The 21,537-nt window shown below is 62.4% G+C and carries 24 protein-coding genes; 9 read left to right on the top strand and 15 right to left on the bottom strand.

Annotated features, from left to right (window positions below; all coding sequences use genetic code 11):
- Window positions 1-15 precede the first annotated feature (15 nt).
- From mdh to sdhC, 7 genes are all read right to left on the bottom strand, one after another.
- Entirely contained in the window at window positions 16-978 is a 963-nt protein-coding gene (mdh, locus tag ACSQ2W_RS09065) for a malate dehydrogenase (RefSeq protein ID WP_037128250.1), read from the bottom strand.
- Between the two features lie 196 nt (window positions 979-1,174).
- Window positions 1,175-2,350 carry a cell division protein ZapE gene (gene zapE, locus ACSQ2W_RS09060; protein WP_436085956.1) on the bottom strand — a complete coding sequence of 392 codons (1,176 nt, stop codon included), beginning with the start codon at window positions 2,348-2,350 and terminating at the stop codon, window positions 1,175-1,177.
- 140 nt (window positions 2,351-2,490) lie between these two features.
- Complete coding sequence (locus ACSQ2W_RS09055) at window positions 2,491-3,039, bottom strand: protease inhibitor Inh/omp19 family protein (protein WP_436085955.1); 549 nt, start codon at window positions 3,037-3,039, stop codon at window positions 2,491-2,493.
- Window positions 3,040-3,477: 438 nt separating this feature from the next.
- Entirely contained in the window at window positions 3,478-4,257 is a 780-nt protein-coding gene (locus tag ACSQ2W_RS09050; protein WP_037128254.1) for a succinate dehydrogenase iron-sulfur subunit, read from the bottom strand.
- A gap of 12 nt (window positions 4,258-4,269) precedes the next feature.
- Window positions 4,270-6,114: a succinate dehydrogenase flavoprotein subunit gene (gene sdhA, locus ACSQ2W_RS09045; RefSeq protein WP_436085954.1), complete on the bottom strand. Its 1,845-nt coding sequence runs from the start codon at window positions 6,112-6,114 to the stop codon at window positions 4,270-4,272.
- 6 nt (window positions 6,115-6,120) lie between these two features.
- Window positions 6,121-6,501 (bottom strand): succinate dehydrogenase, hydrophobic membrane anchor protein, encoded by a 381-nt coding sequence (gene sdhD, locus ACSQ2W_RS09040; protein WP_436079810.1) that lies wholly within the window; start codon window positions 6,499-6,501, stop codon window positions 6,121-6,123.
- A 13-nt stretch (window positions 6,502-6,514) separates the two neighbouring features.
- On the bottom strand, window positions 6,515-6,907 hold the full coding sequence (sdhC, locus tag ACSQ2W_RS09035) for a succinate dehydrogenase, cytochrome b556 subunit (protein WP_436085953.1): 393 nt from the start codon (window positions 6,905-6,907) through the stop codon (window positions 6,515-6,517).
- Window positions 6,908-7,213: 306 nt separating this feature from the next.
- On the opposite strand from sdhC, the gene ACSQ2W_RS09030 reads away from it, so the two are divergent.
- Window positions 7,214-7,786, top strand: coding sequence for a hypothetical protein (locus tag ACSQ2W_RS09030; protein WP_436085952.1), 573 nt, complete (start codon window positions 7,214-7,216; stop codon window positions 7,784-7,786).
- 157 nt (window positions 7,787-7,943) lie between these two features.
- On the opposite strand, the gene ACSQ2W_RS09025 is transcribed toward ACSQ2W_RS09030, so the two are convergent.
- The 5 genes from ACSQ2W_RS09025 to tsaD all read right to left on the bottom strand — a co-directional run bounded on the left by ACSQ2W_RS09025 (window position 7,944) and on the right by tsaD (window position 11,631).
- Entirely contained in the window at window positions 7,944-8,591 is a 648-nt protein-coding gene (locus tag ACSQ2W_RS09025; protein ID WP_436085951.1) for a class I SAM-dependent methyltransferase, read from the bottom strand.
- A gap of 196 nt (window positions 8,592-8,787) precedes the next feature.
- Window positions 8,788-9,219 (bottom strand): EVE domain-containing protein, encoded by a 432-nt coding sequence (locus ACSQ2W_RS09020; protein WP_436085950.1) that lies wholly within the window; start codon window positions 9,217-9,219, stop codon window positions 8,788-8,790.
- 1 nt (window position 9,220) lies between these two features.
- Entirely contained in the window at window positions 9,221-9,514 is a 294-nt protein-coding gene (locus ACSQ2W_RS09015) for a YciI-like protein (protein WP_436085949.1), read from the bottom strand.
- An 18-nt stretch (window positions 9,515-9,532) separates the two neighbouring features.
- Window positions 9,533-10,513, bottom strand: coding sequence for an NAD(P)H-dependent glycerol-3-phosphate dehydrogenase (locus ACSQ2W_RS09010; RefSeq protein ID WP_436087723.1), 981 nt, complete (start codon window positions 10,511-10,513; stop codon window positions 9,533-9,535).
- 20 nt (window positions 10,514-10,533) lie between these two features.
- The gene (tsaD, locus tag ACSQ2W_RS09005; protein ID WP_436085948.1) at window positions 10,534-11,631 is read right to left on the bottom strand and encodes a tRNA (adenosine(37)-N6)-threonylcarbamoyltransferase complex transferase subunit TsaD; all 1,098 of its coding nucleotides are present in this window, start codon (window positions 11,629-11,631) and stop codon (window positions 10,534-10,536) included.
- A gap of 76 nt (window positions 11,632-11,707) precedes the next feature.
- Here tsaD and hemC point away from each other — a divergent pair, with 76 nt between their 5' ends.
- The 6 genes from hemC (at window position 11,708) to ACSQ2W_RS08975 (ending at window position 17,719) form a co-directional block, all read left to right on the top strand.
- Window positions 11,708-12,637: a hydroxymethylbilane synthase gene (hemC, locus tag ACSQ2W_RS09000; RefSeq protein WP_436085947.1), complete on the top strand. Its 930-nt coding sequence runs from the start codon at window positions 11,708-11,710 to the stop codon at window positions 12,635-12,637.
- Window positions 12,638-12,641: 4 nt separating this feature from the next.
- Window positions 12,642-13,352, top strand: coding sequence for a uroporphyrinogen-III synthase (locus ACSQ2W_RS08995; protein WP_436085946.1), 711 nt, complete (start codon window positions 12,642-12,644; stop codon window positions 13,350-13,352).
- Between the two features lie 141 nt (window positions 13,353-13,493).
- On the top strand, window positions 13,494-14,795 hold the full coding sequence (locus ACSQ2W_RS08990; RefSeq protein WP_436085945.1) for a COG4223 family protein: 1,302 nt from the start codon (window positions 13,494-13,496) through the stop codon (window positions 14,793-14,795).
- Window positions 14,796-14,805: 10 nt separating this feature from the next.
- The gene (locus ACSQ2W_RS08985) at window positions 14,806-16,458 is read left to right on the top strand and encodes a heme biosynthesis HemY N-terminal domain-containing protein (protein WP_436085944.1); all 1,653 of its coding nucleotides are present in this window, start codon (window positions 14,806-14,808) and stop codon (window positions 16,456-16,458) included.
- Window positions 16,459-16,485: 27 nt separating this feature from the next.
- Window positions 16,486-16,974, top strand: coding sequence for a TerB family tellurite resistance protein (locus ACSQ2W_RS08980; RefSeq protein WP_436085943.1), 489 nt, complete (start codon window positions 16,486-16,488; stop codon window positions 16,972-16,974).
- 1 nt (window position 16,975) lies between these two features.
- On the top strand, window positions 16,976-17,719 hold the full coding sequence (locus ACSQ2W_RS08975; RefSeq protein WP_436085942.1) for a glutamine amidotransferase: 744 nt from the start codon (window positions 16,976-16,978) through the stop codon (window positions 17,717-17,719).
- Window positions 17,720-17,723: 4 nt separating this feature from the next.
- Here ACSQ2W_RS08975 and ACSQ2W_RS08970 read toward each other — a convergent pair whose 3' ends face one another.
- Window positions 17,724-18,962, bottom strand: coding sequence for an MFS transporter (locus ACSQ2W_RS08970; protein WP_436085941.1), 1,239 nt, complete (start codon window positions 18,960-18,962; stop codon window positions 17,724-17,726).
- A gap of 133 nt (window positions 18,963-19,095) precedes the next feature.
- Between ACSQ2W_RS08970 and ACSQ2W_RS08965 the strand changes: the two genes are divergently transcribed.
- Complete coding sequence (locus ACSQ2W_RS08965) at window positions 19,096-19,389, top strand: YggT family protein (RefSeq protein WP_436079795.1); 294 nt, start codon at window positions 19,096-19,098, stop codon at window positions 19,387-19,389.
- Between the two features lie 89 nt (window positions 19,390-19,478).
- Here the strand turns inward: ACSQ2W_RS08965 and ppa are convergent, their stop codons facing one another.
- The gene (ppa, locus tag ACSQ2W_RS08960; RefSeq protein ID WP_037128288.1) at window positions 19,479-20,012 is read right to left on the bottom strand and encodes an inorganic diphosphatase; all 534 of its coding nucleotides are present in this window, start codon (window positions 20,010-20,012) and stop codon (window positions 19,479-19,481) included.
- Between the two features lie 149 nt (window positions 20,013-20,161).
- On the opposite strand from ppa, the gene ACSQ2W_RS08955 reads away from it, so the two are divergent.
- Window positions 20,162-20,776, top strand: a complete 615-nt coding sequence (locus ACSQ2W_RS08955; RefSeq protein ID WP_436085940.1) for a hypothetical protein — start codon at window positions 20,162-20,164, stop codon at window positions 20,774-20,776.
- A 51-nt stretch (window positions 20,777-20,827) separates the two neighbouring features.
- On the opposite strand, the gene ACSQ2W_RS08950 is transcribed toward ACSQ2W_RS08955, so the two are convergent.
- Entirely contained in the window at window positions 20,828-21,334 is a 507-nt protein-coding gene (locus tag ACSQ2W_RS08950; protein ID WP_436085939.1) for an N-acetyltransferase family protein, read from the bottom strand.
- Window positions 21,335-21,537: the final 203 nt, after the last annotated feature.

Below are 21,537 nucleotides of genomic sequence, written 5' to 3'. Positions count from 1 at the left end.
ATGACTTCAGGGCCATTATTTCAGGCTGGGAGCAATGGTGATGCAGGCTTCGCAAAGACCGGCGACCGAAGCGACCGACTTGTCGAAGGCTTCCTGCTCGGCCTTGTTGAATTCGACTTCGATGATGCGCTCGACGCCGCCGGCACCGATGATCGTCGGAACGCCGACATACATGTCCTTGACGCCGTACTGGCCGGTGAGATGGGCAGCGCAAGGCAGGACGCGCTTCTTGTCCTTGAGGAAGGATTCAGCCATTTCGATCGCCGACGCTGCCGGCGCGTAATAGGCCGAACCGGTCTTCAGGAGGCCAACGATTTCGGCACCGCCATCGCGGGTCCGCTGAATGATCTCTTCGAGGCGCTCCTTGGTGACCCAGCCCATCTTGACCAGATCGGTCAGCGGAATGCCGCCAACAGTCGAGTAGCGGGCGAGAGGCACCATCGTGTCGCCATGGCCGCCGAGCACGAAGGCGGTGACGTCCTGGACGGAAACATTGAATTCCTGGGACAGGAACAGGCGGAAGCGCGAACTATCGAGTACGCCGGCCATGCCGACGACCATGTTCTTCGGCAGGCCGGAGAACTTCTGCAGCGCCCAGACCATTGCGTCGAGCGGGTTGGTGATGCAGATGACGAAGGCATTCGGGGCATATTTCTTGATGCCGGCGCCGACCTGTTCCATGACCTTGAGGTTGATGCCAAGCAGGTCGTCGCGGCTCATGCCGGGCTTGCGGGCAACGCCGGCGGTGACGATGCAGACATCGGCACCTTCGATGGCCGAGTAATCGCTAGCGCCGGTCAGATTGGCGTTGAAGCCTTCAACGGGAGAGGACTGGGCAATATCAAGGCCCTTGCCCTGCGGGATGCCGTCAGCGATGTCGAACAGGACGATATCGCCGAGTTCCTTCAGGCCGGCGAGATGCGCCAGCGTGCCACCAATCATTCCAGAACCAATAAGTGCGATCTTGTTGCGCGCCATGAAAGTGCTTCCCTCTTGCGATCCAAATCTGACAAGGCCTGACGTGGCGCCGAAGACGCGAGCTGTGGCAAACCTTTCGGCGCAAGGAATTAACCTTCAAAATCTAAAATATCAACCGATACTTTTGAGTGGAACAATTTCAATCGGTTAGATCAATAAATTCTTACGTAAACGTAAGTTTTTCACCACGATATTGTCACGAAGTCTCTGTTTCCGCACGATGATTTCGCGCATATTCCTCGCTCTGCATCTCGATCAGGCGCGAGACCGTGCGGTCGAATTCGAAGCCTTCCGTGCCTTTTTTCGCCGTCAGCAGATCGATCGGCACGGAGGCCGCCGTGGCGAAAAGACGGGCACCGTGATCGTAGATCGTATCTACCAGCATGATGAAACGCTTGGTCTCGTTGCGGCGCTCCGGCCCAAGATGCGGGATATGATCGACGAAGATCGTCCGGTAATGCGAGAGTATGGCGAGAAAATCGGCAGCGCCCAGCGGCCGCTCGCAGAGATCCGAAAAGGAAAAACGGGCGCAGCCGTTGGCCGCCGCCGGAACCTTGATCTTCCTGCCCTTGTGCGCAATCTCTGCGGCCGCAACCGAAAGCCCGGCCGTCGCATGGATCCAGGCCCGGTCGAGCGCGGCGTCGGCCCGTGGCCCGAGCGGCGACAGCCAGACCGGCAGGCCCTCCGTCTTCGCCAGGCGATAATCCGTCCCGGCATCCAGCGGCATGATCTCTGTATTGGCTTTCAGGAGATCGATGAACGGCAGGAACAACCCGCGGTTCAGGCCGTCCATGTAGAGATTGCCCGGCTCGACGTTGGAGGTGGCGACAAGCACGCAGCCCTTAGCGAACAACGCGCCGAACAGCCGCGACAGGATCATCGCATCGGCAATATCGGTGACCGAAAACTCATCGAAGCAGAGAAGCCGCGCTTCGGCGAAAATCTCCGAGGCCACAGGCGGCATTGGATCGGCCTGGCGCGTTTCGCCATTCTTCAGCTTCTGCCGGTGCTTGAAGATGCGCTCATGCACGTCGGCCATGAATTCATGAAAATGCGCCCGCCGCTTGCGCTGGATCGGCACCGTTTCGAAGAACAGGTCCATCAGCATGGTCTTGCCGCGGCCGACACCGCCATGGAGATAGAGCCCCTTGAGCGGCGGATGCTCATGCTTGCGCGAGGCAAACAGCCAGCCGAGCGCATTCGACTTGCGCTCCGCGCGGTTTCCGGCAAGTTCCATCAGCAGGTGATCGAAACGCCTGGCGATGCCAAGCTGGGCCGGATCGCGCCGGACCGTACCGGCGGCGATCATGGCCTCGAGTTTTCGCGAAATACTGTCGTCGGGGTTTGGCACGCGCGTAACCGGTTGGTGCATTTCCGGGAAACCGTGAAACGATTTTCCGTCCGGAAATGCGTGAAAACAAAAAGATAGAGCGTTTTCGTGACTCGGAGAAAAGCGGAAACGCTCCACAGGCTGGCGAACAAGAAAAAGCCCGGCGTCTGCCGGGCTTTTGATTAACGGCTGAGGCTGACCGGCTGGCCGCTATTGGTCGAGCCGTCAAACCGCGCATCGGCGGTCTTGAACAGGCGGGCCAGCGGATTGCCGTTGCGATCCTTCAAGACGACCTGCTTGCCGGCCACTTCCCATGAGCCCATCTGGGTCAGTTCACCGGCGCAACCGCGCGTGCCGCCGCGCGAGCCGCTGCCGAGATTGGTGAGCGTCAGGAACATGTCGCAGGAACTGCCGCCATTCGAGACGCGCCAGTTGCCGACCATCGATTCCTTGGTGACATCGAGCGCACTGGTGGCCGCCGCGACGTCAGCCCCGGCCGGCTGCTGCACGCCACCGACCGTCGCGGTGCCGCTGACCGGTGCTGCCGGGAACTGCGAGGTATCGGTCGTCGCCGGAGCGTCGAGCTGGCCGGAAGACACGCTCGGTACGGGCTGCGCCTGCAAGGGGGCTGGCGACATGCTGTTGCCGCCGAAATCGCTCATGGACGTTCTCTGACATCCAGAAAGCGCCAGCACTACGGCCAGTCCCGCCACCGCATGTATTGTCCGCATATTCCTGCTCCCGATCATCTCTGCCACCGCGTTATCGACTGACATATAGGCGGAATTACCTTAAAACCATCTTTCAATTCAAGAGAACGGCAATTCTTTGACGTCTGTGGCATGATTGAAACGGTCGCGTCGATTGCGCCGTGAGGTTGTCGGATGCTGTGAAGGCACTATTGTCGCTTGAATTTTCCCGACGATGCGTTCCGCCACGGCGCAAAAACCAGCCGCGAAGACGCCTACTCTGCCCCTCACCCTAACCTCTCCCCGCAAGCAGGGAGAGGGGACGTGCCCTGTTCGGCTTCTGGAGAATGGGCGGGTGCGGCATGTCTCCTTCTCCCCGTCAAAATGGGGAGGTGCCCGCTCATCTTTTCAAAAAAAGAGGGGCGGGGACAGTACAACGACGCAAGAGGCTCCGGACTGGGGTGCTAGAGCGCCGGTCTGTCAAACCCGCCGCTCGACCATCATCTTCTTGATCTCGCCGATCGCCTTGGCCGGGTTCAGGCCCTTGGGACAGGTCTGGGCGCAGTTCATGATGGTGTGGCAGCGATAGAGGCGGAACGGGTCTTCGAGATTATCCAGGCGCTCGCCCTTGGCCTCGTCGCGGCTGTCGATCAGCCAGCGGTAGGCCTGCAAGAGCACGGCCGGGCCGAGATAGCGGTCGCCGTTCCACCAGTAGCTCGGGCAGGAGGCGGAACAGCAGGCGCAGAGAATGCATTCGTAGAGGCCGTCGAGTTTCTGGCGATCCTCATGGCTCTGCTTCCATTCCTTGGCCGGCGTCGGCGAAACGGTCTTCAGCCACGGCTCGATCGAGCGGTGCTGGGCGTAGAAATTGGTGAGATCCGGCACCAGGTCCTTGACCACGGGCATATGCGGCAGCGGATAGACCTTCACCGTGCCCTTCACCTCATCCATGCCCTTGGTACAGGCCAGCGTATTGGTGCCGTCGATGTTCATGGCGCAGGAGCCGCAGATGCCTTCGCGGCACGAGCGGCGCAGCGTCAGTGTCGGGTCGATCTTGTTCTTGATGTAGAGCAGCGCGTCGAGAACCATCGGGCCGCAATCGTCGACATCGATATAGAACGTGTCGATCGACGGGTTCTTGCCGTCATCCGGGCTCCAGCGATAGACGCGCAGTTCGCGGGTGTTCTTGGCCCCGGCCGGCTTCGGCCAGACCTTGCCTTCGGTCATCTGCGAATTCTTGGGGAGAGCGAGTTCAACCATGTTTCATTCTCCTCAATACACACGCGCCTTCGGCTCAATCTTATACGGGTCGATACCCGGCTGCAGCAGTTCCGTATGCACCGGGCGATAGTCGAGCCTCACCTCGCCCGCATCGTTCACCCAGGACAGCGTGTGCTTGCGCCAGTTGACGTCGTCGCGGCCGGCAAACGCCCCGCTGGTATAGTCTTCGCGGGCGTGGGAGCCGCGGCTTTCCTTGCGGGCTTCGGCGCCGACGACCGTGGTGATGGCGTTGGCCATCAGGTTTTCCAGCTCCAGCGTTTCAACCAGATCGGAGTTCCAGATCATCGAGCGGTCGGTGACCTTGATATCCGACAGTTCCTGCCAGATCGCGCTCATGCGCTTGCAGCCCGATTCCAGCGATTCCTGCGTGCGGAACACGGCGGCGTCTTCCTGCATGGTGCGCTGCATCTTTTCGCGCAGCACCGCAGTCGGCGTTCCGCCATCGGCATGGCGCAGCCTGTCGAAGCGCGTCATGATCCTCTCCGAGGCCTTCTCGTTGATCGCCGGGATCGAAGAGGCACGGTCGATCACTTCGCCGGCGCGGATGGCAGCGGCACGGCCAAAGACCACAAGGTCAATCAGCGAGTTGGAACCCAGGCGGTTGGCGCCGTGCACCGAGGCGCAGCCGGCTTCGCCGACGGCCATCAGTCCGGGGATGATCCGCTCCGGATTGGCGCTGTCGGCGTTCAGCACTTCGCCCCAGTAGTTGGTCGGAATGCCACCCATGTTGTAGTGAACGGTCGGAAGGACCGGGATCGGCTCGCGGGTCACGTCAACGCCTGCGAAGATCTTGGCGCTCTCGGAAATACCCGGCAGGCGCTCGTGCAGCACAGCCGGATCGAGATGGTCGAGATGCAGGTAGATGTGATCCTTGTTCTTGCCAACGCCACGGCCTTCGCGGATTTCCAGCGTCATGCAGCGCGAGACCACGTCGCGCGAGGCAAGATCCTTGGCCGACGGGGCGTAACGCTCCATGAAGCGCTCGCCTTCGGAATTGACGAGATAGCCGCCTTCGCCGCGCGCGCCCTCGGTGATCAGACAGCCGGCGCCATAGATGCCGGTCGGATGGAACTGCACGAACTCCATGTCCTGCAGCGGCAGGCCGGCGCGGGCGATCATGCCGCCGCCATCGCCCGTGCAGGTATGGGCGGAGGTTGCCGAGAAATAGGCGCGGCCGTAGCCGCCGGTCGCCAGCACCACCATCTTGGCGGCGAAGCGATGGATCGTGCCGTCGTCCAGGTTCCAGGCAACGACGCCGGTGCAACGGCTGCCGTCGTCGGACATGATCAGGTCGAGGGCGAAATATTCGATGAAGAATTCGGCGTTGTGCTTCAGCGACTGGCCGTAGAGCGTGTGCAGGATGGCGTGGCCGGTACGGTCGGCGGCAGCACAGGTGCGCTGCACCGGCGGGCCTTCGCCGTAGTTCTGCATATGGCCGCCGAACGGACGCTGGTAGATCTTGCCTTCGGCATTGCGCGAGAAGGGCACGCCGTAATGCTCAAGCTCATAGACCGCCTTCGGCGCTTCCATGGCGAGATACTGCATGGCATCGACGTCGCCCAGCCAGTCCGAGCCCTTGACGGTGTCGTAGAGGTGCCACTGCCACGAGTCCGGCGTCATGTTCTGCAGCGAGGCCGCGATGCCGCCCTGCGCTGCAACCGTGTGGGAGCGCGTCGGGAAGACCTTGGTGATGCAGGCCGTCTTGAAGCCCTGCTCGGCCATGCCGAGCGTGGCGCGCAGACCGGCGCCGCCGGCGCCGACTACGATGACGTCATAGGCATGATCGACATAAGTATAGGCTCTGCCGTTGATAACGGGCGACATATTGGGTGCCATTTTGAATTACCCTGCAAACGCGATCTTCAGGATGGCGAAAAGACAGAGCCCGCCAACTGCGACCGCAAAAAACGTATTGAGCATGAGAAGCCCGATCTTGGTGCCCTCACCGTGCACATAATCCTCGATGATGACCTGCATGCCGATCTTCATGTGGGTGAAGCCGGAGATGACCATGAGCCCCATGATGACCGCGGCGAAGGGGTTCGACAGGGCAGCAACGACATCCGCATGCGGCGCGCCGGCATATCTGATCAGGAACAGGACGAAGAAGATGATCAGCGGCACGTTGGCGACCGCCGTCAGCCGCTGGCGCCAGAAATGATCGGTGCCTTCCTTGGCTGAACCGAGACCGCGAACCTTGCCGAGAGGCGTGCGCATATCCATGGAAATTCTCCTCTCAGCGAACCGCGTAACCGACGATCCAGATCGCAAGCGTCAAGACGACCGAAGCGATCAGATTGGCGATCGCTAGCTTGGTCGCAAAATTTTTCTCGTAACCGTAGCCGAGATCCCAGATGAAATGACGGATGCCGCCGAACAGGTGATGCACCAGGGCCCAGGTATAGCCGAACAGGACAAGCTGGCCGATGAGGGTGCCGAAGGCCCACATGACCCAGTCGTAATAGGCCGGGCTGGTGGCGGCGGCGATCAGCCACCAGGCGACGAGAATGGTACCGAAATAGAGCGCGCTGCCGGTGATGCGGTGCACGATCGACATGATCATGGTCGGAATTGGCTTGTAAATTTGCAAGTGCGGCGAGAGCGGCCGGCTTTTGGTGACATTCGTCATCGGAACCCCACGGAACAACCGGACGGACGCCCAAAAACTGGACTATTTTCATCCGGTATTGCACATGATTGTGCACAATTCAGTCAGTCGACGTTTAATCACCATATTGATTAACGACAAGTGTGTTTGCGGTGCAAAATCATTTTAATCGATTAGACGAAAATGCGGCGCACGTAGCGAATCCAATGGGCTGCCGCGTTAACGATAGACCGTGAAAAATCAACGCATTCCCGTGACTTTTGCCGGCACTTGCCGCACATTGCCTGTTAAGGATTTGTTAAGCGTTACGCGGAGAGGCTGCCCGAAATGCGTCCAAACAAGCTGTCGAATGCGACGAAAGTCCTGATCGCGGTCTTTGCGGTGGGCTTCTTGTTCACCGATATTGCCGAAGCGCGCGACCGTTACGGCGAGCGGCATTTCACCCGCCGTCATCATCATGAGCGCGGCGACCGGGAAGTGCTTTCCGGCATCAATGTCGATAGCCGCCTTGATCGCCGCCACCACCGCAACGTGCATCTTGCCGGCCTGAACGCCAACCGACGCTATTTCGAGCGCCGTTACGGTTCCTATCGCCGCCCCGGCCACCGGATCGTCATACGCGAATATCCTGACCAGCGCGTGAACTATCGGCAATCCGCCTATGGCGGCGGCGATTTTCCCTCCGAGACCCTTGGCGGCACCTATTTCGGCGGACTATCGGCCTGGACCGACCCGGGCAACGGCACCTATTTCTACTCCGAACGTGGCGGCTATGGCTATTACAGCGGTAATACCGACGCAGATTATCGCGTCCCCCGCGCCAAGATCATCCGCGTGACCCCATCGACCGCCGGCCGCGCCTGCTCCTGGGAAGCCGGCGTCTGCGTCATCCGCCGCTGACGCCCGTCCGCTACAGCTTGCGCGCCAAGTGACGCCAAGTATGCGATAGTCTTGAGGATACCTCTAACTTCCTGACATCTCGTCTCAAGGGAGATCGAAGGCGATTGCGACAAGCTCCCTCTTCTCCCCGGCGGGTGAGAGGGAGAAAGCCGCAGGATTATCCGACAAAACGCCAGACCGTGGTCTTCTTGATTTCGCTGTCCTCCAGCGCCCGGGTGACCGGAACCTGATAGGTCGCAAGCATCTGCATCCGCTCGCGCGGGCAATAGGCGCGGCCGGGATCGCCGACGAGGACTGCGGCGCCCTCCCCTGCCAAGGTGGTAAACCACGGGACGATCCGGTCGGCAAAAGCCTTGTCGTAGAAGACATCGCCGGCAAGATAGACGTCGCCGCTGCGCTGATTGCCGATGATGTCGGCTGCGGTGAAAGCGACCACGACGCCGTTGAGGGCTGAATTCAGCCGGATCGCGGTTTCCGTCCAGGGATCGATATCGACGGCAAGCACGAAAGCCGCTCCGGCCTTCATCGCCGCGATCGCCACCAGCCCCGAACCTGAGGCAAAATCGATGACCCGCTTGCCCTCGACCAGTTCGGGATGATCGAGAATATGCCGCGCCAGCCCTTGCCCGCCCGCCCAGGCAAAGGCCCAGAACGGCGGCGGCAGGCCGATTTCTTCCAATTCCTCCTCCGTCTTCAGCCAGAGATCATGCGCTTCGCTGGCCAGATTGAGCCGGATTTCCGACACATGCGGCGGCGACATGACATCGGTATTGGCACGGATGAAGGTTTCGGGATCGGTTTTCATGAGTGGGACGCTTCCGATTGATTGGCCCATGGCATGAAGGCCCCTCATCCGCCCTTCGGGCACCTTCTCCCCGTCAAAACGGGGAGAAGGAACAGGCGGCAATCTCGGGGGCAGTCCCTCCCCCCGCTTGCGGGGAGAGGGTTAGGGTGAGGGGCAATCACCAAGGAGCAGGCGATCCATCAGCCGCAAACACAAATCAGCGCGGCGGATTATCGAGGCCGCCGAGACGGCAGATCTCGAGATATTCCTCGTCCGTCACCGGCTGCACGGAAAGCCGCATCGAGGTGACGAGCGCCATCTTCTCGAATTTCGGGTTTGCCTTGATCTCCTTCAGCGAGACGGGCTTCGGCAGGTCGCAGACTGCGCGGATATCGACGCAGTCCCACCGGGCATCGCCTTCGGCAGTCGAATCCGGATGCGACAGGGCGCAGACTTCCGTAATGCCGACGATCTCGAGACCTTCATTGGAGTGGTAGAAGAACCCCTTGTCGCCGATCTGCATGGCCCGCATGTTGTTGCGCGCCAGATAGTTGCGCACGCCAGTCCATTCCGTGCCCTTGTCGCCGGCATCCTTCTGCATAGCCCAAGACCACTTTGAGGGTTCCGACTTGTAAAGCCAGTGCGCCATCTTACGCCTCCGGCTTGTTGAAAACCCAGTTCCAGGGCTTGATGTCAACATGGGCAAAGAGGCCCGCCTTGGCGTAGGGATCAGCGGCCGCGATTGAGCGCGCGTCCTCGAGCGTCTCCGCCTTGATGACGACCAGGCTGCCATTCGGCTTGCCGGCCTCGTCGAGGAACGGCCCCGCGAAGGCCAGCCCGCCCTTGGCATTGAGATCGTCGAGAAAGACGATGTGTTCCGGACGCGTATCCATCCGCACTTGCAGGGCGTTCGGCTTGTCCGTGCACAAAACGGCAAACAGCATGGTATTCTCCTTAATTGATTATTCCTGCGTGATCGGGCGGGACATCAGCTGCTCCAGCGCCGTCTTCACATCCATCTTTCCATCGATGATATCAGCCACCGCCTCGGTGATCGGCATATCGACGCCGAGCTCGCGGGCAACATCTGCTGCTACGGAGGCCGCGAACGCGCCCTCGACCAGTTCGCCCGGCTGCCCCTTGGCACTGCCGCTCGCGCCGAGCGCAATGCCATAACGAAGATTGCGCGACTGGTGGCTGGTCGCCGTCAGCACGAGGTCGCCGAGACCGGACAGGCCGCGTACCGTATCGGCCTCGCCGCCGCGCACTGCCACGAACCGCGACATTTCCGCGAGGCCGCGCGAGATCAGCGCCGCGCGGGCGGAATCGCCGAGCCCCGCGCCTTCGACGATGCCGCAGGCGATCGCCAGCACATTCTTCAAGGCGCCGCCAAGCTGCACGCCGATCCGGTCGGCGGACGGGTAGAGGCGGAACGTCGCACCGGACAGCGTCTCGGCAAGCTGGGCCGCCCGTTCGATGCTGCTCGCCGCGATCACCATCGCCGTCGGCAGGCCTTTGGCGATGTCGGCGGCAAAACCGGGGCCGGAGAGCACGGCGACGTTCTGCAGATGCAGTTCTTCCTCGACGACATCGGTCAGCAGGCGGCCGCTCACACGCTCCATGCCCTTGGCGCAGATGACCACATCCGCACCCTTGCCGATGAACCCGCGCAGCGAGCGCGCCGCCTCGCGCTGCGCCTGCGACGGCATGGCAAAGAGCACGATACCGGCCCCCTCCAGAACCGCCGGATCGTCGGAAACAGTCAGCGTTTCCGGCAGGTCGATGCCCGGCAGGGCGCTGTCGTTGCGGCCGGTTTCCCTGAAATCCTCGACGATGCTTTCGCGGCGGGTAAGCAGCGTCACCGGCGCCTTGCCCGATGCTGCAGCAACGGCGGCGAGCGCGGTGCCGAAAGCGCCTGAACCGACAACAACGATGCGATCCATCTGCAAGGCGGCCTCAGTCATTACGCCTTCGCTCCCCGTTTGCCGAAACCGATCAGTGCTTTCGCGTCGGCATCGAGCGGCCAGCGCGAACGCGGCGACACATCGAGCGCATCGGCTGGCAACCCCGCGGCCATCCGCTCGGCCCCGGCCCAGGCGATCATTGCCGCATTGTCGGTGCACAACTGCAGCGGCGGCGCAACAAAGCGGAAACCGCTCTTGTCACACAGCTCCTGCAGCGTCGCCCGCAGCGTCTGGTTGGCCGCGACACCGCCGGCAACGACCAGCGCCGGATTGTCGACGGTCGCGGCAAACTCACCCTTGAAGCGCGCCAGACCCCGGCCGATGCGATCCTTGAGCGTGCGCGAAATCGCCTTCTGGAAGGAGGCGCAGATATCGGCAATGTCCTGCTCGGTCACCGGCTGGATCGACTGCGCCGCCTGGCGCACGGCCGTTTTCAGGCCGGAGAAGGAGAAATCGAGGCGCGCCTCGCCGACCAGCGGGCGCGGGAAGGAGAAGCGATCCGGATTGCCGCTTTTTGCCGCATGTTCGACGGCCGGCCCGCCGGGATAGGGGAGCCCCAGCAGTTTCGCCGTCTTGTCGAAGGCTTCGCCCAGCGCATCGTCGATCGTCGTGCCCCAGCGCTCGTAGACGCCGACGTCCTTCACCAGAATAAGCTGCGTATGGCCGCCGGAAACCAGCAGCATCAGATAGGGGAAGGCAAGCCCGTCCGTCAGCCGTGCCGTCAGCGCATGGCCTTCGAGATGATTGACCGCATAGAGCGGCTTGCCGGAAGCCCGCGCGATCGCCTTGCCGGTCATCAGCCCGACAAGCAGGCCGCCGATCAGGCCCGGCCCGCTGGTGGCGGCAATTGCGTCGATATCGGCAAGCGTAACACCGGCGCGCAACAGCGCCTCCTCGATCAGCGTATCCAGCGCCTCGACATGGGCGCGTGCGGCGATTTCCGGCACGACGCCGCCATAGACGCTGTGTTCTTCCAGCTGGCTCAGTACCACGTCGCCAAGGATCTCGCCGTGGCCTTCAGCATCGCGCAGCACGACGGAAGCAGCGGTCTCGTCGCAGCTTGTTTCGATACCGAGAATGCGCAGAGGCGAGGACATGGGCCATTTTACTCAAATATTGCGGTCACGGGGAAAGGCGGATACACGGAACTCCGGTAACAACGGATCGCAGTGGATGCAAACAAAACCTTTCCGGATCGGCACGCGCGGTAGTCCCCTGGCGCTGGCGCAGGCCCATGAAACGCGGGATCGCCTGATGGCCGCGCACGGCCTGCGGTCCGAAATGTTCGAGATCGTCGTGCTGTCGACCATGGGCGACCGCATCACCGACCGCTCGCTTGCTGCGATCGGCGGCAAGGGGCTTTTCACCCAGGAACTGGAGGACATGCTTCTCTCCGGCGGCCTCGATTTCGCCGTGCACTCCTCCAAGGACATGCCGACGAAGCTGCCGGACGGATTGTTCCTCTCCGCCTACCTGCCGCGCGAGGACGCCCGCGACGCCTTCATCGGGCGCACCGCCGCAAAGCTCATGGACCTGCCGCAGGGCGCCACCATCGGCTCGTCGTCGCTCCGGCGCCAGGCGCTGATCAAACGGCTGCGGCCGGATATCAACGTCATCACCTTTCGCGGACTGGTCGATACGCGCTTGAGGAAACTGGCGGAAGGCCAGGTCGATGCGACGCTGCTCGCCTTCGCCGGCCTGAAACGGCTCGGCAAGGACGACGTGCCGACGGAAATCCTCGATCCCGAAATTTTCCCGCCGGCACCGGCACAAGGCGCGATCTGCATCGAAAGCCGCATCGACGACGACCGCGTCAACGGCCTTCTCGAAGCGATCAACGACGCGCGGACCCATGAAGCCGTCACCTGCGAGCGGGCCTTCCTGTCGACCCTCGATGGCTCCTGCCGCACGCCGATTGCCGGGTACGCCGTCTCTGACGGCGACACCATCCGTTTCTCCGGCATGATCCTGACGCCGGACGGCAGCCAGCATTTCCGGGTAACGACCGAAGGCAAGGCCTCGGACGCCGAGCAATTGGGCGCGAAGGCCGGCGAGGATATCCGTCTCGAGGCCGGACCGGACTTCTTCTCGAGCTGGACCTGAACCCATGCGCGTCCTTGTCACCCGGCCGCAACCTTCAGCGACGGCAACGGCGGCAAGGCTGGAAGCGCTGGGCCATGAAGCCATCGTCCTGCCGATGATGGAAGCCGTCCACCGGCCGCAGGCGGCGCTGGATATCCTGGGCCTTCCCCATGCGGCAATTGCCGTCACAAGCGCGGAAGCAATCCGTGCGCTGTCTACCATCAAAGACCAATTGGCACCACATTTGCAGACGCCCGTCCTCTGCGTTGGCACGGCAACGGCCGAAGCGGCAAAGGCATTGGGTTTCCAATCGGTTATCGCCGGCCCCGGGACAGGCTTGGGGCTTGCCCAGCTCATTGCCGACACGGCGAAGAGCCTCGACGACGGCCTTGCCTATCTGGCTGGCCTGCCGCGATCGCCTGGTTTCGAAACGGCGCTGCGGCAGGCGGGAATCCGCTGCCGCGTCGCGGACGTCTATCGGATGTCTCCCATCGCCCATGCGCCGGAAACCGTCGAAAAGCTGCTTTCATCGAGCAAACCGGAGGCCGTTCTCTTTTACTCCCACGAAACCGCCCGGCATTTCTTCGCTCTGAATGCCATGGCGGCGAAGACCGCGTTTCACGACATGCGGCTGCTCTGCCTGAGCGAACATGTCGCGGACGCCGTGCCGCGGGGGATCGGGCATATCGCCATTGCGGCCCAGCCCAACGAAAAAAGTCTTTTCGCGCTGCTCTGACCGGCGCTTTGCAGGCACCTGGCTCTTTTGTCCATCAGCAGCCGGGCAAGGAATTGTCGCTGGGGGGCTTTCCCTCTTCCCGCTCGGTGTCTAGGTTTAACGCAGTGCCTTAAGTTCATGTGATAACGGGAAGAGATCATCATGGGACCGGAAAATCCTCCGCGCCGCTCGAAGTCCGATCAGAAGCCGGTAACGATCGACCTGGAAGCCAATGCGGCGCCAGAGGACGATACGAAAACCGCCGATGCCGCCTCTGAAGGCGAAGCGGTTGTCGACGACGCGGCGGACATCCGGGCAGGCGAAGCGGACGAAACCGTCCGCGCCGACATTCCCGAGCCGACGGACATTCCGGAACCGAACACCGGCGACAGTTCCGAATCGGATGAAGAGGATGCACGCGCGGAAGCGGCTGCAGCCGTCTTTGCCGAGGAACCGGCCTCGGCCGCCACGGCAGCGGAACAGCCAGCCGGGCCAGTCCATGCCGAACCGCGCCGCACCTCGAATTCCGGCGCGCTTGCCGCCGGCATTCTCGGCGGCCTGATCACCCTTCTCGGCGCCGGCGGCCTGCAATATGCCGGCTTCCTGCCCGCACTCGGTCCCGGCGGGGGGGAGACCGCGGTCGAACAGAGCCTTGCCAGCGATGTCGAAGCGATCAAGGCGCAGCTCGCGGCAGCCCCCTCAGTCTCGACAACCGTCGATCTCGGCCCGCTGGAAGCCCGCATCGCCGAACTGGAAAAGAAGACCGTCGAAACCGGCAACGGCGCAACAACCGATCTCTCCGGCCTCGATGCCCAGCTCACCAACCTGACCGGTGAGATCGCGACGCTGAAATCTGCCCTTGCCGATGCCCGCCAATCGACGGAAGCGGCGAAATCCGAGCTTTCGACCCGCATCGAAGCCGCCGAGAAGAAGATCGACGAGCCGGCAAGCGACGTGCAGCTCGCCCGCGCCGTGGCCGTCACCGCCTTGAAGACGGCGATCGATCGCGGCGGGCCGTTCCTCGCCGAACTCGACGCCCTGAAGAGCATCGCCACCACTGATCCGGCCGTGGCCGGCCTTGCCGGCGACGCGGCACTCGGCGTTTCGCCGCGCGCCGATCTCGTGCGCGACTTTCCGGCAACCGCCGATGCGATGCTCGAGGCCACGCAGCACAGCGATCCGAACCAGGGCATTTTTTCCCGGCTGATGGACAGCGCCTCGTCCGCCATCCGCATCCGCCCCGTCGGCAATGTCGAGGGAGACGGGCCGGAAGCGGTTATCGCCCGGATCGAAGACAAGCTGACGAATGGCGACCTGAAAGGCGCGAGCCTGGAATGGCAGGCACTGCCTGAACCGGCGAAAACCGCCGGTGCCGATTTCAAGACCCGGCTCGACCAGCGCATCCGCGTCGAAGGTTTGATCGATGCGGCCGTTGCAGGCGCGATGACGGCCAACCAGGGCTAAGGAAGAGTTCATGATCCGTATTCTGTTCTACGTTCTCATCGTTCTTGCCCTCGGCGCCGGCTTTGCCTGGCTGGCCGACCGCCCCGGCGAATTGTCGCTGATCTGGCAGGGGAGCCGCGTCGAAATGAGCCTGATGGTCGCGGCAACGCTGCTCGCCTCGCTGATCGCGGCCATCCTGATCGTCGTCTGGCTCGTCCGTGTCGTCTGGCTGTCGCCGCACTCGATCTCCCGCTATTTCCGCGCTCGCAAGCGCGACCGCGGCTATCAGGCACTGTCCACCGGCCTGATTGCCGCCGGCGCCGGCGACAGCGCCCTTGCCCGCAAGATGACGGCGCGCACTCGCGGATTGTTGAGTTCCGACCAGGAGCCGCTGATCCATCTCCTGGAAGCGCAAACGGCGCTGATCGAAGGCAAGTACGACGACGCCCGCAAGAAGTTCGAGCTGATGGCCGACGATCCGGAAACCCGCGAACTCGGTCTGCGCGGCCTCTACCTCGAAGCCAAGCGGCTGGGCGCCAACGAGGCGGCGCGGCAATATGCCGAGCGCGCCGCCGACAAGGCGCCGCATCTTCCCTGGGCGACGCTGGCGGCGCTCGATTATCGCAGCCAGACCGGCCAGTGGGACGAAGCGATCCGGCTTCTCGACCAGAGCCGCGCCAGCCACGTCATCGACCGCAAGGAGGCCGACCGCAAGAAGGCCGTGCTTCTGACCGCCCGCGCCACGGAAAAGCTGGAGGCCGATCCAAAAGGCGCCCGTGACGATGCGCTGGCCGCCCTGAAGCTCGCCGACGATCTGGTGCCGGCCGGCCTCATCGCCGCCAAGGCGCTGTTTCGCGAAGACAATCTGCGCAAGGCAGCATCGATCCTGGAAAAGCTCTGGAAACAGGAACCGCACCCCGAAGTCGCCAAGCTCTACGTCCGCGCCCGCAGCGGCGATTCGGCCCTCGACCGCCTGAAGCGGGCAAACAAGCTCGAGGCGCTCAGGCCGAACAACGCGGTGGCCTTGGCCGCGGTTGCCGAAAGCGCGCTTGAAGCCCGCGAACTGTCCTTGGCGCGTTCCAAGGCGGAAGCGGCGGCCCGCATCCAGCCGAACGAAGGCACCTTCCTGCTGCTTGCCGATATCGAGGAAGCCGATACCGGCGATGACGGCCGCATCCGCCACTGGATGAACCAGGCGCTGAAAAGCCCGCGCGACCCGGCCTGGACCGCCGATGGCGTCACTTCGCCGGAATGGCTGCCAGTCTCGCCCGTCAGCGGCCGTCTCGACGCCTTCGAATGGAAGCAGCCGGTCGGGCAGATTGCCGGCCCGGTCGAAGAGGGCACGCTGGAAGCAGCCGACGCGGCGATCCGCAGCCTGCCGCCGGTCGCCATCGCCCACCAACGCGCGGAGCCGGAGCCTCAGCAGGCCGAGACTCCAGCGAAACCGAAGCACGTGATCGAAACCCCGGAGAAAACCGAGGAGGTTGTCGTCAAGTCCATCGCCGTGCCGGTACCGAGCGAATCGGTGATCGTGCCGCAGCCCATGAAGGTCGAAAAGAAGCCGACACCCGTCAAGACCGAAGAGCCCGTCGTCGAACCCTTTTTCGGACGTCCGCCGGATGACCCGGGCGTGCGCGACGACAGCAACAAGCCGCTGGCAAAGACCAGCTTCCGTCTGTTTTGAGACGAACCCGATTTTTGACGGAACCGCATGTTTGACAGATTTCGAACTTTCCTCGACAGCCTGACCGGACACGGCCATGCCTCGTCGATCCAGCCCGGCGATCCGCGCATCGCCATCGTGGCGCTCTGCTTTCAGGTGATGGAGGCCGATGGCCACATCCACGAGAAGGAGCGCAAAAAGGCGCGCGCGATGATCAAGGATCACTACAAGCTGGACGATGCGGCGCTCAGCGCCCTGATTGCCGCCGGCGAGACGGCCGAAAGCGAGGCCATCGACTATTTCCGCTTCACATCCGACATCAAACGGCATTTTTCCGAGGAACAACGGATCGACCTCATCGGCATGTTGTGGGAGATTGTCTATGCCGACGGCAAACGCAGCGAAATGGAGGACCATGTGATCTGGCGTATCGCTGATCTTCTCGGCGTTTCCGGCAGGGACAGGATCATCAAGCGGCAGGAGGTGGCCGCCAAATTCAAGATCGCGGAGGAGGTAACCGCGCAACAGGAAAAGTGAGATGCTTTTCGACGACCGCACGTTCTACACGCGCACGACCGGCAAGCCGGTTCTGATCATCCTGCATCAGGAACGCTCCAGCCCCGGACGGGTCGGACATTTGCTGTTGGAAAAAGGCTTAAGCCTCGACATCCGGCGCCCGGTGCTGGGCGATCCGCTTCCTGCAACACTCGAGGAGCATACCGGCGCCGTTGTTTTCGGCGGACCGATGAGCGCCAATGACAACGAGGCGTTCATCCGCCGCGAGATCGACTGGCTTTCCGTGCCGCTCACGGAAAACAAGCCGTTCCTCGGTATCTGCCTCGGCGCCCAGATGCTGGTCCGGCATTTGGGTGGCGTCGTCGCGCCGCATCATGAGGGGCTGACCGAAATCGGCTGGTATCCGCTGGAGGCAACCGAGAAGGGCCGCGCGCTGATGGAATGGCCGTCGATGGTCTACCAGTTCCATCGGGAAGGGTTCGACCTGCCGACCGGCGCCGAACTGCTCGCGTCGGGCAGCACCTATCCCAACCAAGCTTTTCGCTATGGCGAGAATGCCTGGGGCATCCAGTTTCACGGCGAGCTGACACGGGTCATGATGCATCGATGGGTCGTGCACGGCGCGCACCGCTTTGAACTGCCCGGCGCGCAGGTCGGCCGCGCGCATCTGGAAGGCCGGATGGACCATGACGGCCCTCTGCGGGACTGGATGGACCGCTTCCTCACCCACATCTTCCAGCGCCGGGGCGAGACCATGGCGGCCTGATCGATCAGGCCTTCTGCTCGGGTGCTTCGAGCGAATCGATCGTGCGCAATTGCGGGAAGCCGAGCGCCCAGATGACGGCGACGGCAAGCGTGCCGATGCCGCCGACCACCACGGCCGGAACGGCGCCGATGATATGCGCCATCGTCCCCGCCCGGAACTCGCCAAGCTCGTTGGAGGCACCGACGAACACCATGTTGACGGCATTCACGCGGCCGCGTACGGCATCCGGTGTCCAGAGCGCAATCAGCGTCTCGCGCACATAGACCGAGATCATGTCCGCCCCGCCCATCAGCATCAGCGAGGCGATCGACAGCCAGGCGATCTCCGACAGGCCGAAGATGACCGTACCGATGCCGAACAGCGCGACGCCGGCAAACATCAGCACGCCGGCATGGTGGCGGATCGGATAGGCCGCGAGCGTGATGGCGACGAGGATCGCGCCGATCCCGGGCGCAGCCCTGAGTAGGCCGAGTCCAAGGGGACCGAGCACCAGGATCTCGCTAGCAAAGACCGGCATCAGCGCCACGGCGCCGCCGAGCAGAACGGCAAAGAGATCGAGCGAAATCGCGCCCAGCACGACCTTTTCCGTGCGGATGAACTTGAAACCGGCTAGAACCGACGTCCAGTCGCGCGGCTCGCTCAAGCTGTGCTGCGCCGGTTTTTCGATCATGAAGACGAGGACCCCCGCGAGAACAAGGAAGGCGAGCGCGACGGAATAGGCAATGATGGCGCTGACGCCGTAGAGCAGACCACCCGCGACCGGGCCGAGGATGGCAGCCGTCTGCCAGGAGGACGAGTTCCAGGCGATCGCATTGGACAGGTCATGGGCGGGGACGAGATTGGGCGCGAGGGACTGCACCGCCGGCGCCATGAAGGCGCGCTCGATGCCGAAGACGATCAGGATGGCAAAGACCGGCCCGGGCGAGAACGCATCGGCGATCGTCAGCCCCAGCAATGCCGCAGCGCAAAAAGCGCTGACGATCATGCAGATCGAAACGATCGCCCGGCGCGAGTGGCGATCGGCGACGGAACCGGTGACCAAGATAAGAAGGAGCGACGGCAGAAATTGGAAGAGGCCGATCAGGCCGAGATAGAGCGTGTTCTGCGTCTCTTCGTACATCTGCCAGCCGACCGAGACGCTGACGATCTGGATGGCGAAGGAAGCGAGGAAGCGGGCGAAGAAGAAACGGGCGTAGGAGACATGCCGGAAGGCGGCGAACCGGTCTGCACCCTTGATGGACATACGGCGATCTTTCCGAAGGACGGCCGGATGTTGGCTCCGCCGTATTAAACATGTTTAGCCCCGCACGAAGCACGGACTTGCCGGTTTAGTCGTCAATGGCTACATGTCTGTCAACAACGAATTGGAGACCGGCATGCTTGCTGTCATTGCGACCCTGAATTTCATCATCAATATTGCGTGGTTCCTGGTCATCGCCTCGGCCATCTTTTCCTGGCTCTACGCATTCAACGTGATCAACGTGAACAACAACGCCATCAACATGATCGGCCGCTCGCTCTATCAGCTGACCGAGCCGCTCTATCGCCCGATTCGCCGCGTCCTGCCGGACATGGGCGGCGTCGATCTGTCGCCGCTGGTGGTTTTGGTCGTCCTCTATTTCATCTGGTATTTCCTGAACACCACCGTGGCCACCGCTCTGCTCAGCTGAACCGGCCTTCTCGCAGGCAGCAAAAAACCTCCGGATCGGCGCGATCCGGAGGTTTTTAATTCGCTACGTGAACTTGTTCGGCCCGGCGCTTACTTCGCCGTCTTGGCGCGCTCGATGGCTTCGACGATCAACTGCTTGGCGACCGTCGCATCCTTCCAGCCGAAGATCTTCACCCACTTGCCGGGTTCCAGATCCTTGTAATGCTCGAAGAAGTGCTCGATCTGCTGCAGGGTGATTTCCGGCAGGTCGGTATAGTCCTTCACCTTGTCGTAGCGCTTGGTGAGGTGATAGTTCGGCACGGCAATGACCTTTTCGTCCTTGCCGGAATTGTCTTCCATCATCATCACGCCGATCGGGCGGACATTGATGACGCAGCCCGGAACCAGCGGACGGGTGCTGGCGATCAGGACGTCGATCGGATCGCCGTCGTCGGAAAGCGTATGCGGAACGAAGCCGTAATTGCCCGGATAGGTCATCGGCGTATAGAGGAAACGGTCGACGACCAGCGTGCCGGCTTCCTTGTCCATCTCGTACTTGATCGGATGGCCGCCAACCGGCACCTCGACGATCACGTTGATATCTTCAGGCGGATTCTTGCCGATGGAAATTGCATCAATACGCATGTTTTCTCCCAGGGGTCTGAGTTTTGGCTGGCGAGTCCGATAACGGTAAACATGCCGCGGCGCAACATTACTTTCGTCATGCGCGGAAAAATGCGACCTTTAGGCGAATAATCGCGGCTGCCGGAACGTCCCCGGTATGAGGAGCGCTCATGATATCGCACACAGCCACAATTCCGCTGATCCTTCTGCTGGCGATGACACCTGTTGCCGCCTCGGCCAATGACAGCACCTACACCGATCTCGACACCAATCATTGCAAGACGCTGTCGCCGGAAGACCCCGAAGGCGGCGGCATTTCGCTTCAATGCAAGGGGCTGCCGGACCACGCGGTCTATTTCAAGGAAGGCGATCTGCGCCAGAGCATCCTCTACGGTCCCGTCAGCGAAGCCTATATCGACGGCGTCTTCGAAAGTTTCGAGCCGTTCAACAATGCCGGGCGAAAGATCGAATGGCGGCTCGGAGCAGACGGCAAGCCGGTCGCGACCATTTTGAGGTGGTTCATCGAAAACATCGATCCGGCCACCGGCGAACCGTCACCAAAAGTCAGGGGCCAGGTTCTCGTCGTCTCGAAGGTGGCGGGCGATGACGGACAGGGCTGCGTGGTCGGCTATGTCGATGCGCTGGCCAACCCCGAACCCAACGGCCTTGCCCGGCAGGTCGCCGATACCGAGGCCGAAAGCTTCGCTTGCGGGCGCGACACCGCCGCGTTCCATGGCAAGCGCGGCCTCACGGCGGCGGAACCGACACGCGTTTTCCCGGACTGAGCATGTCGCCCGACAGGGCGGATGAGGGGCAATAGGACGAGCGTTGGCGTCTCAGTCCCAGATATAACCGATTTTCTTGAGGCTCTTGCCCCCGAAATCTTCCATGCCCTCGCAAATGTCACTGCCGCCGGCCATGCGGAAGAAACGGTCGGCGAGGTGGCTGTCCTCGAGGCACCAGACGACGAGACCCTTGCAACCGAGGGACCTCAGCAGGTTTTTCGCCTCGCCGAACAGGATCCGGCCAAGCCCGATGCCCTGATATTCGGGACGCAGGTAGATTTCGTAGACCTCGCCTTCCTGCGGCAGGGCGCGGGCCCGATTGAGACCGAGGGTCGCATAACCGGCAATCACGCCGGCCACCTCGATGACGAGGAGGGTGGAAGGTCCCCGCGTCGCCTTGCGCCACCACGTATGATCGCGCCGGTCGACCATCTGGTTCAGCGGCTTGTGCGGAATGAGCCCGCCATAGGCCTGAAGCCAGGAGACGCGGTGCACGTCCGAGATGGACATAGCATCCCTCGGTTCGCCTGGCCGCACCTCGATGGATAGTGTTTTCATGACGCAACTCTAGACCGGTGCCGAGCAAACAGGAATCCCGCCAAGGCCCCGTCTTTAACGAACTCACAGGGAACTTATGGGGACAACCATCAAAAGTTAACGCTTTTTTAACTTTTCCGGCAAGCGGCAAAAATTGCAGCGCACAACAAATGACGCGTCCTACCCGCGCCGGCGTCGTTGCCGTCTACGCGTGAGATCCATGA

It is taken from the genome of Pararhizobium sp. LjRoot255 (assembly GCF_964252905.1).
GTDB lineage: Bacteria > Pseudomonadota > Alphaproteobacteria > Rhizobiales > Rhizobiaceae > Pararhizobium.
Note: the sequence above shows the minus strand (reverse complement) of the source record. Positions and strands in the feature narration are given on the sequence as shown.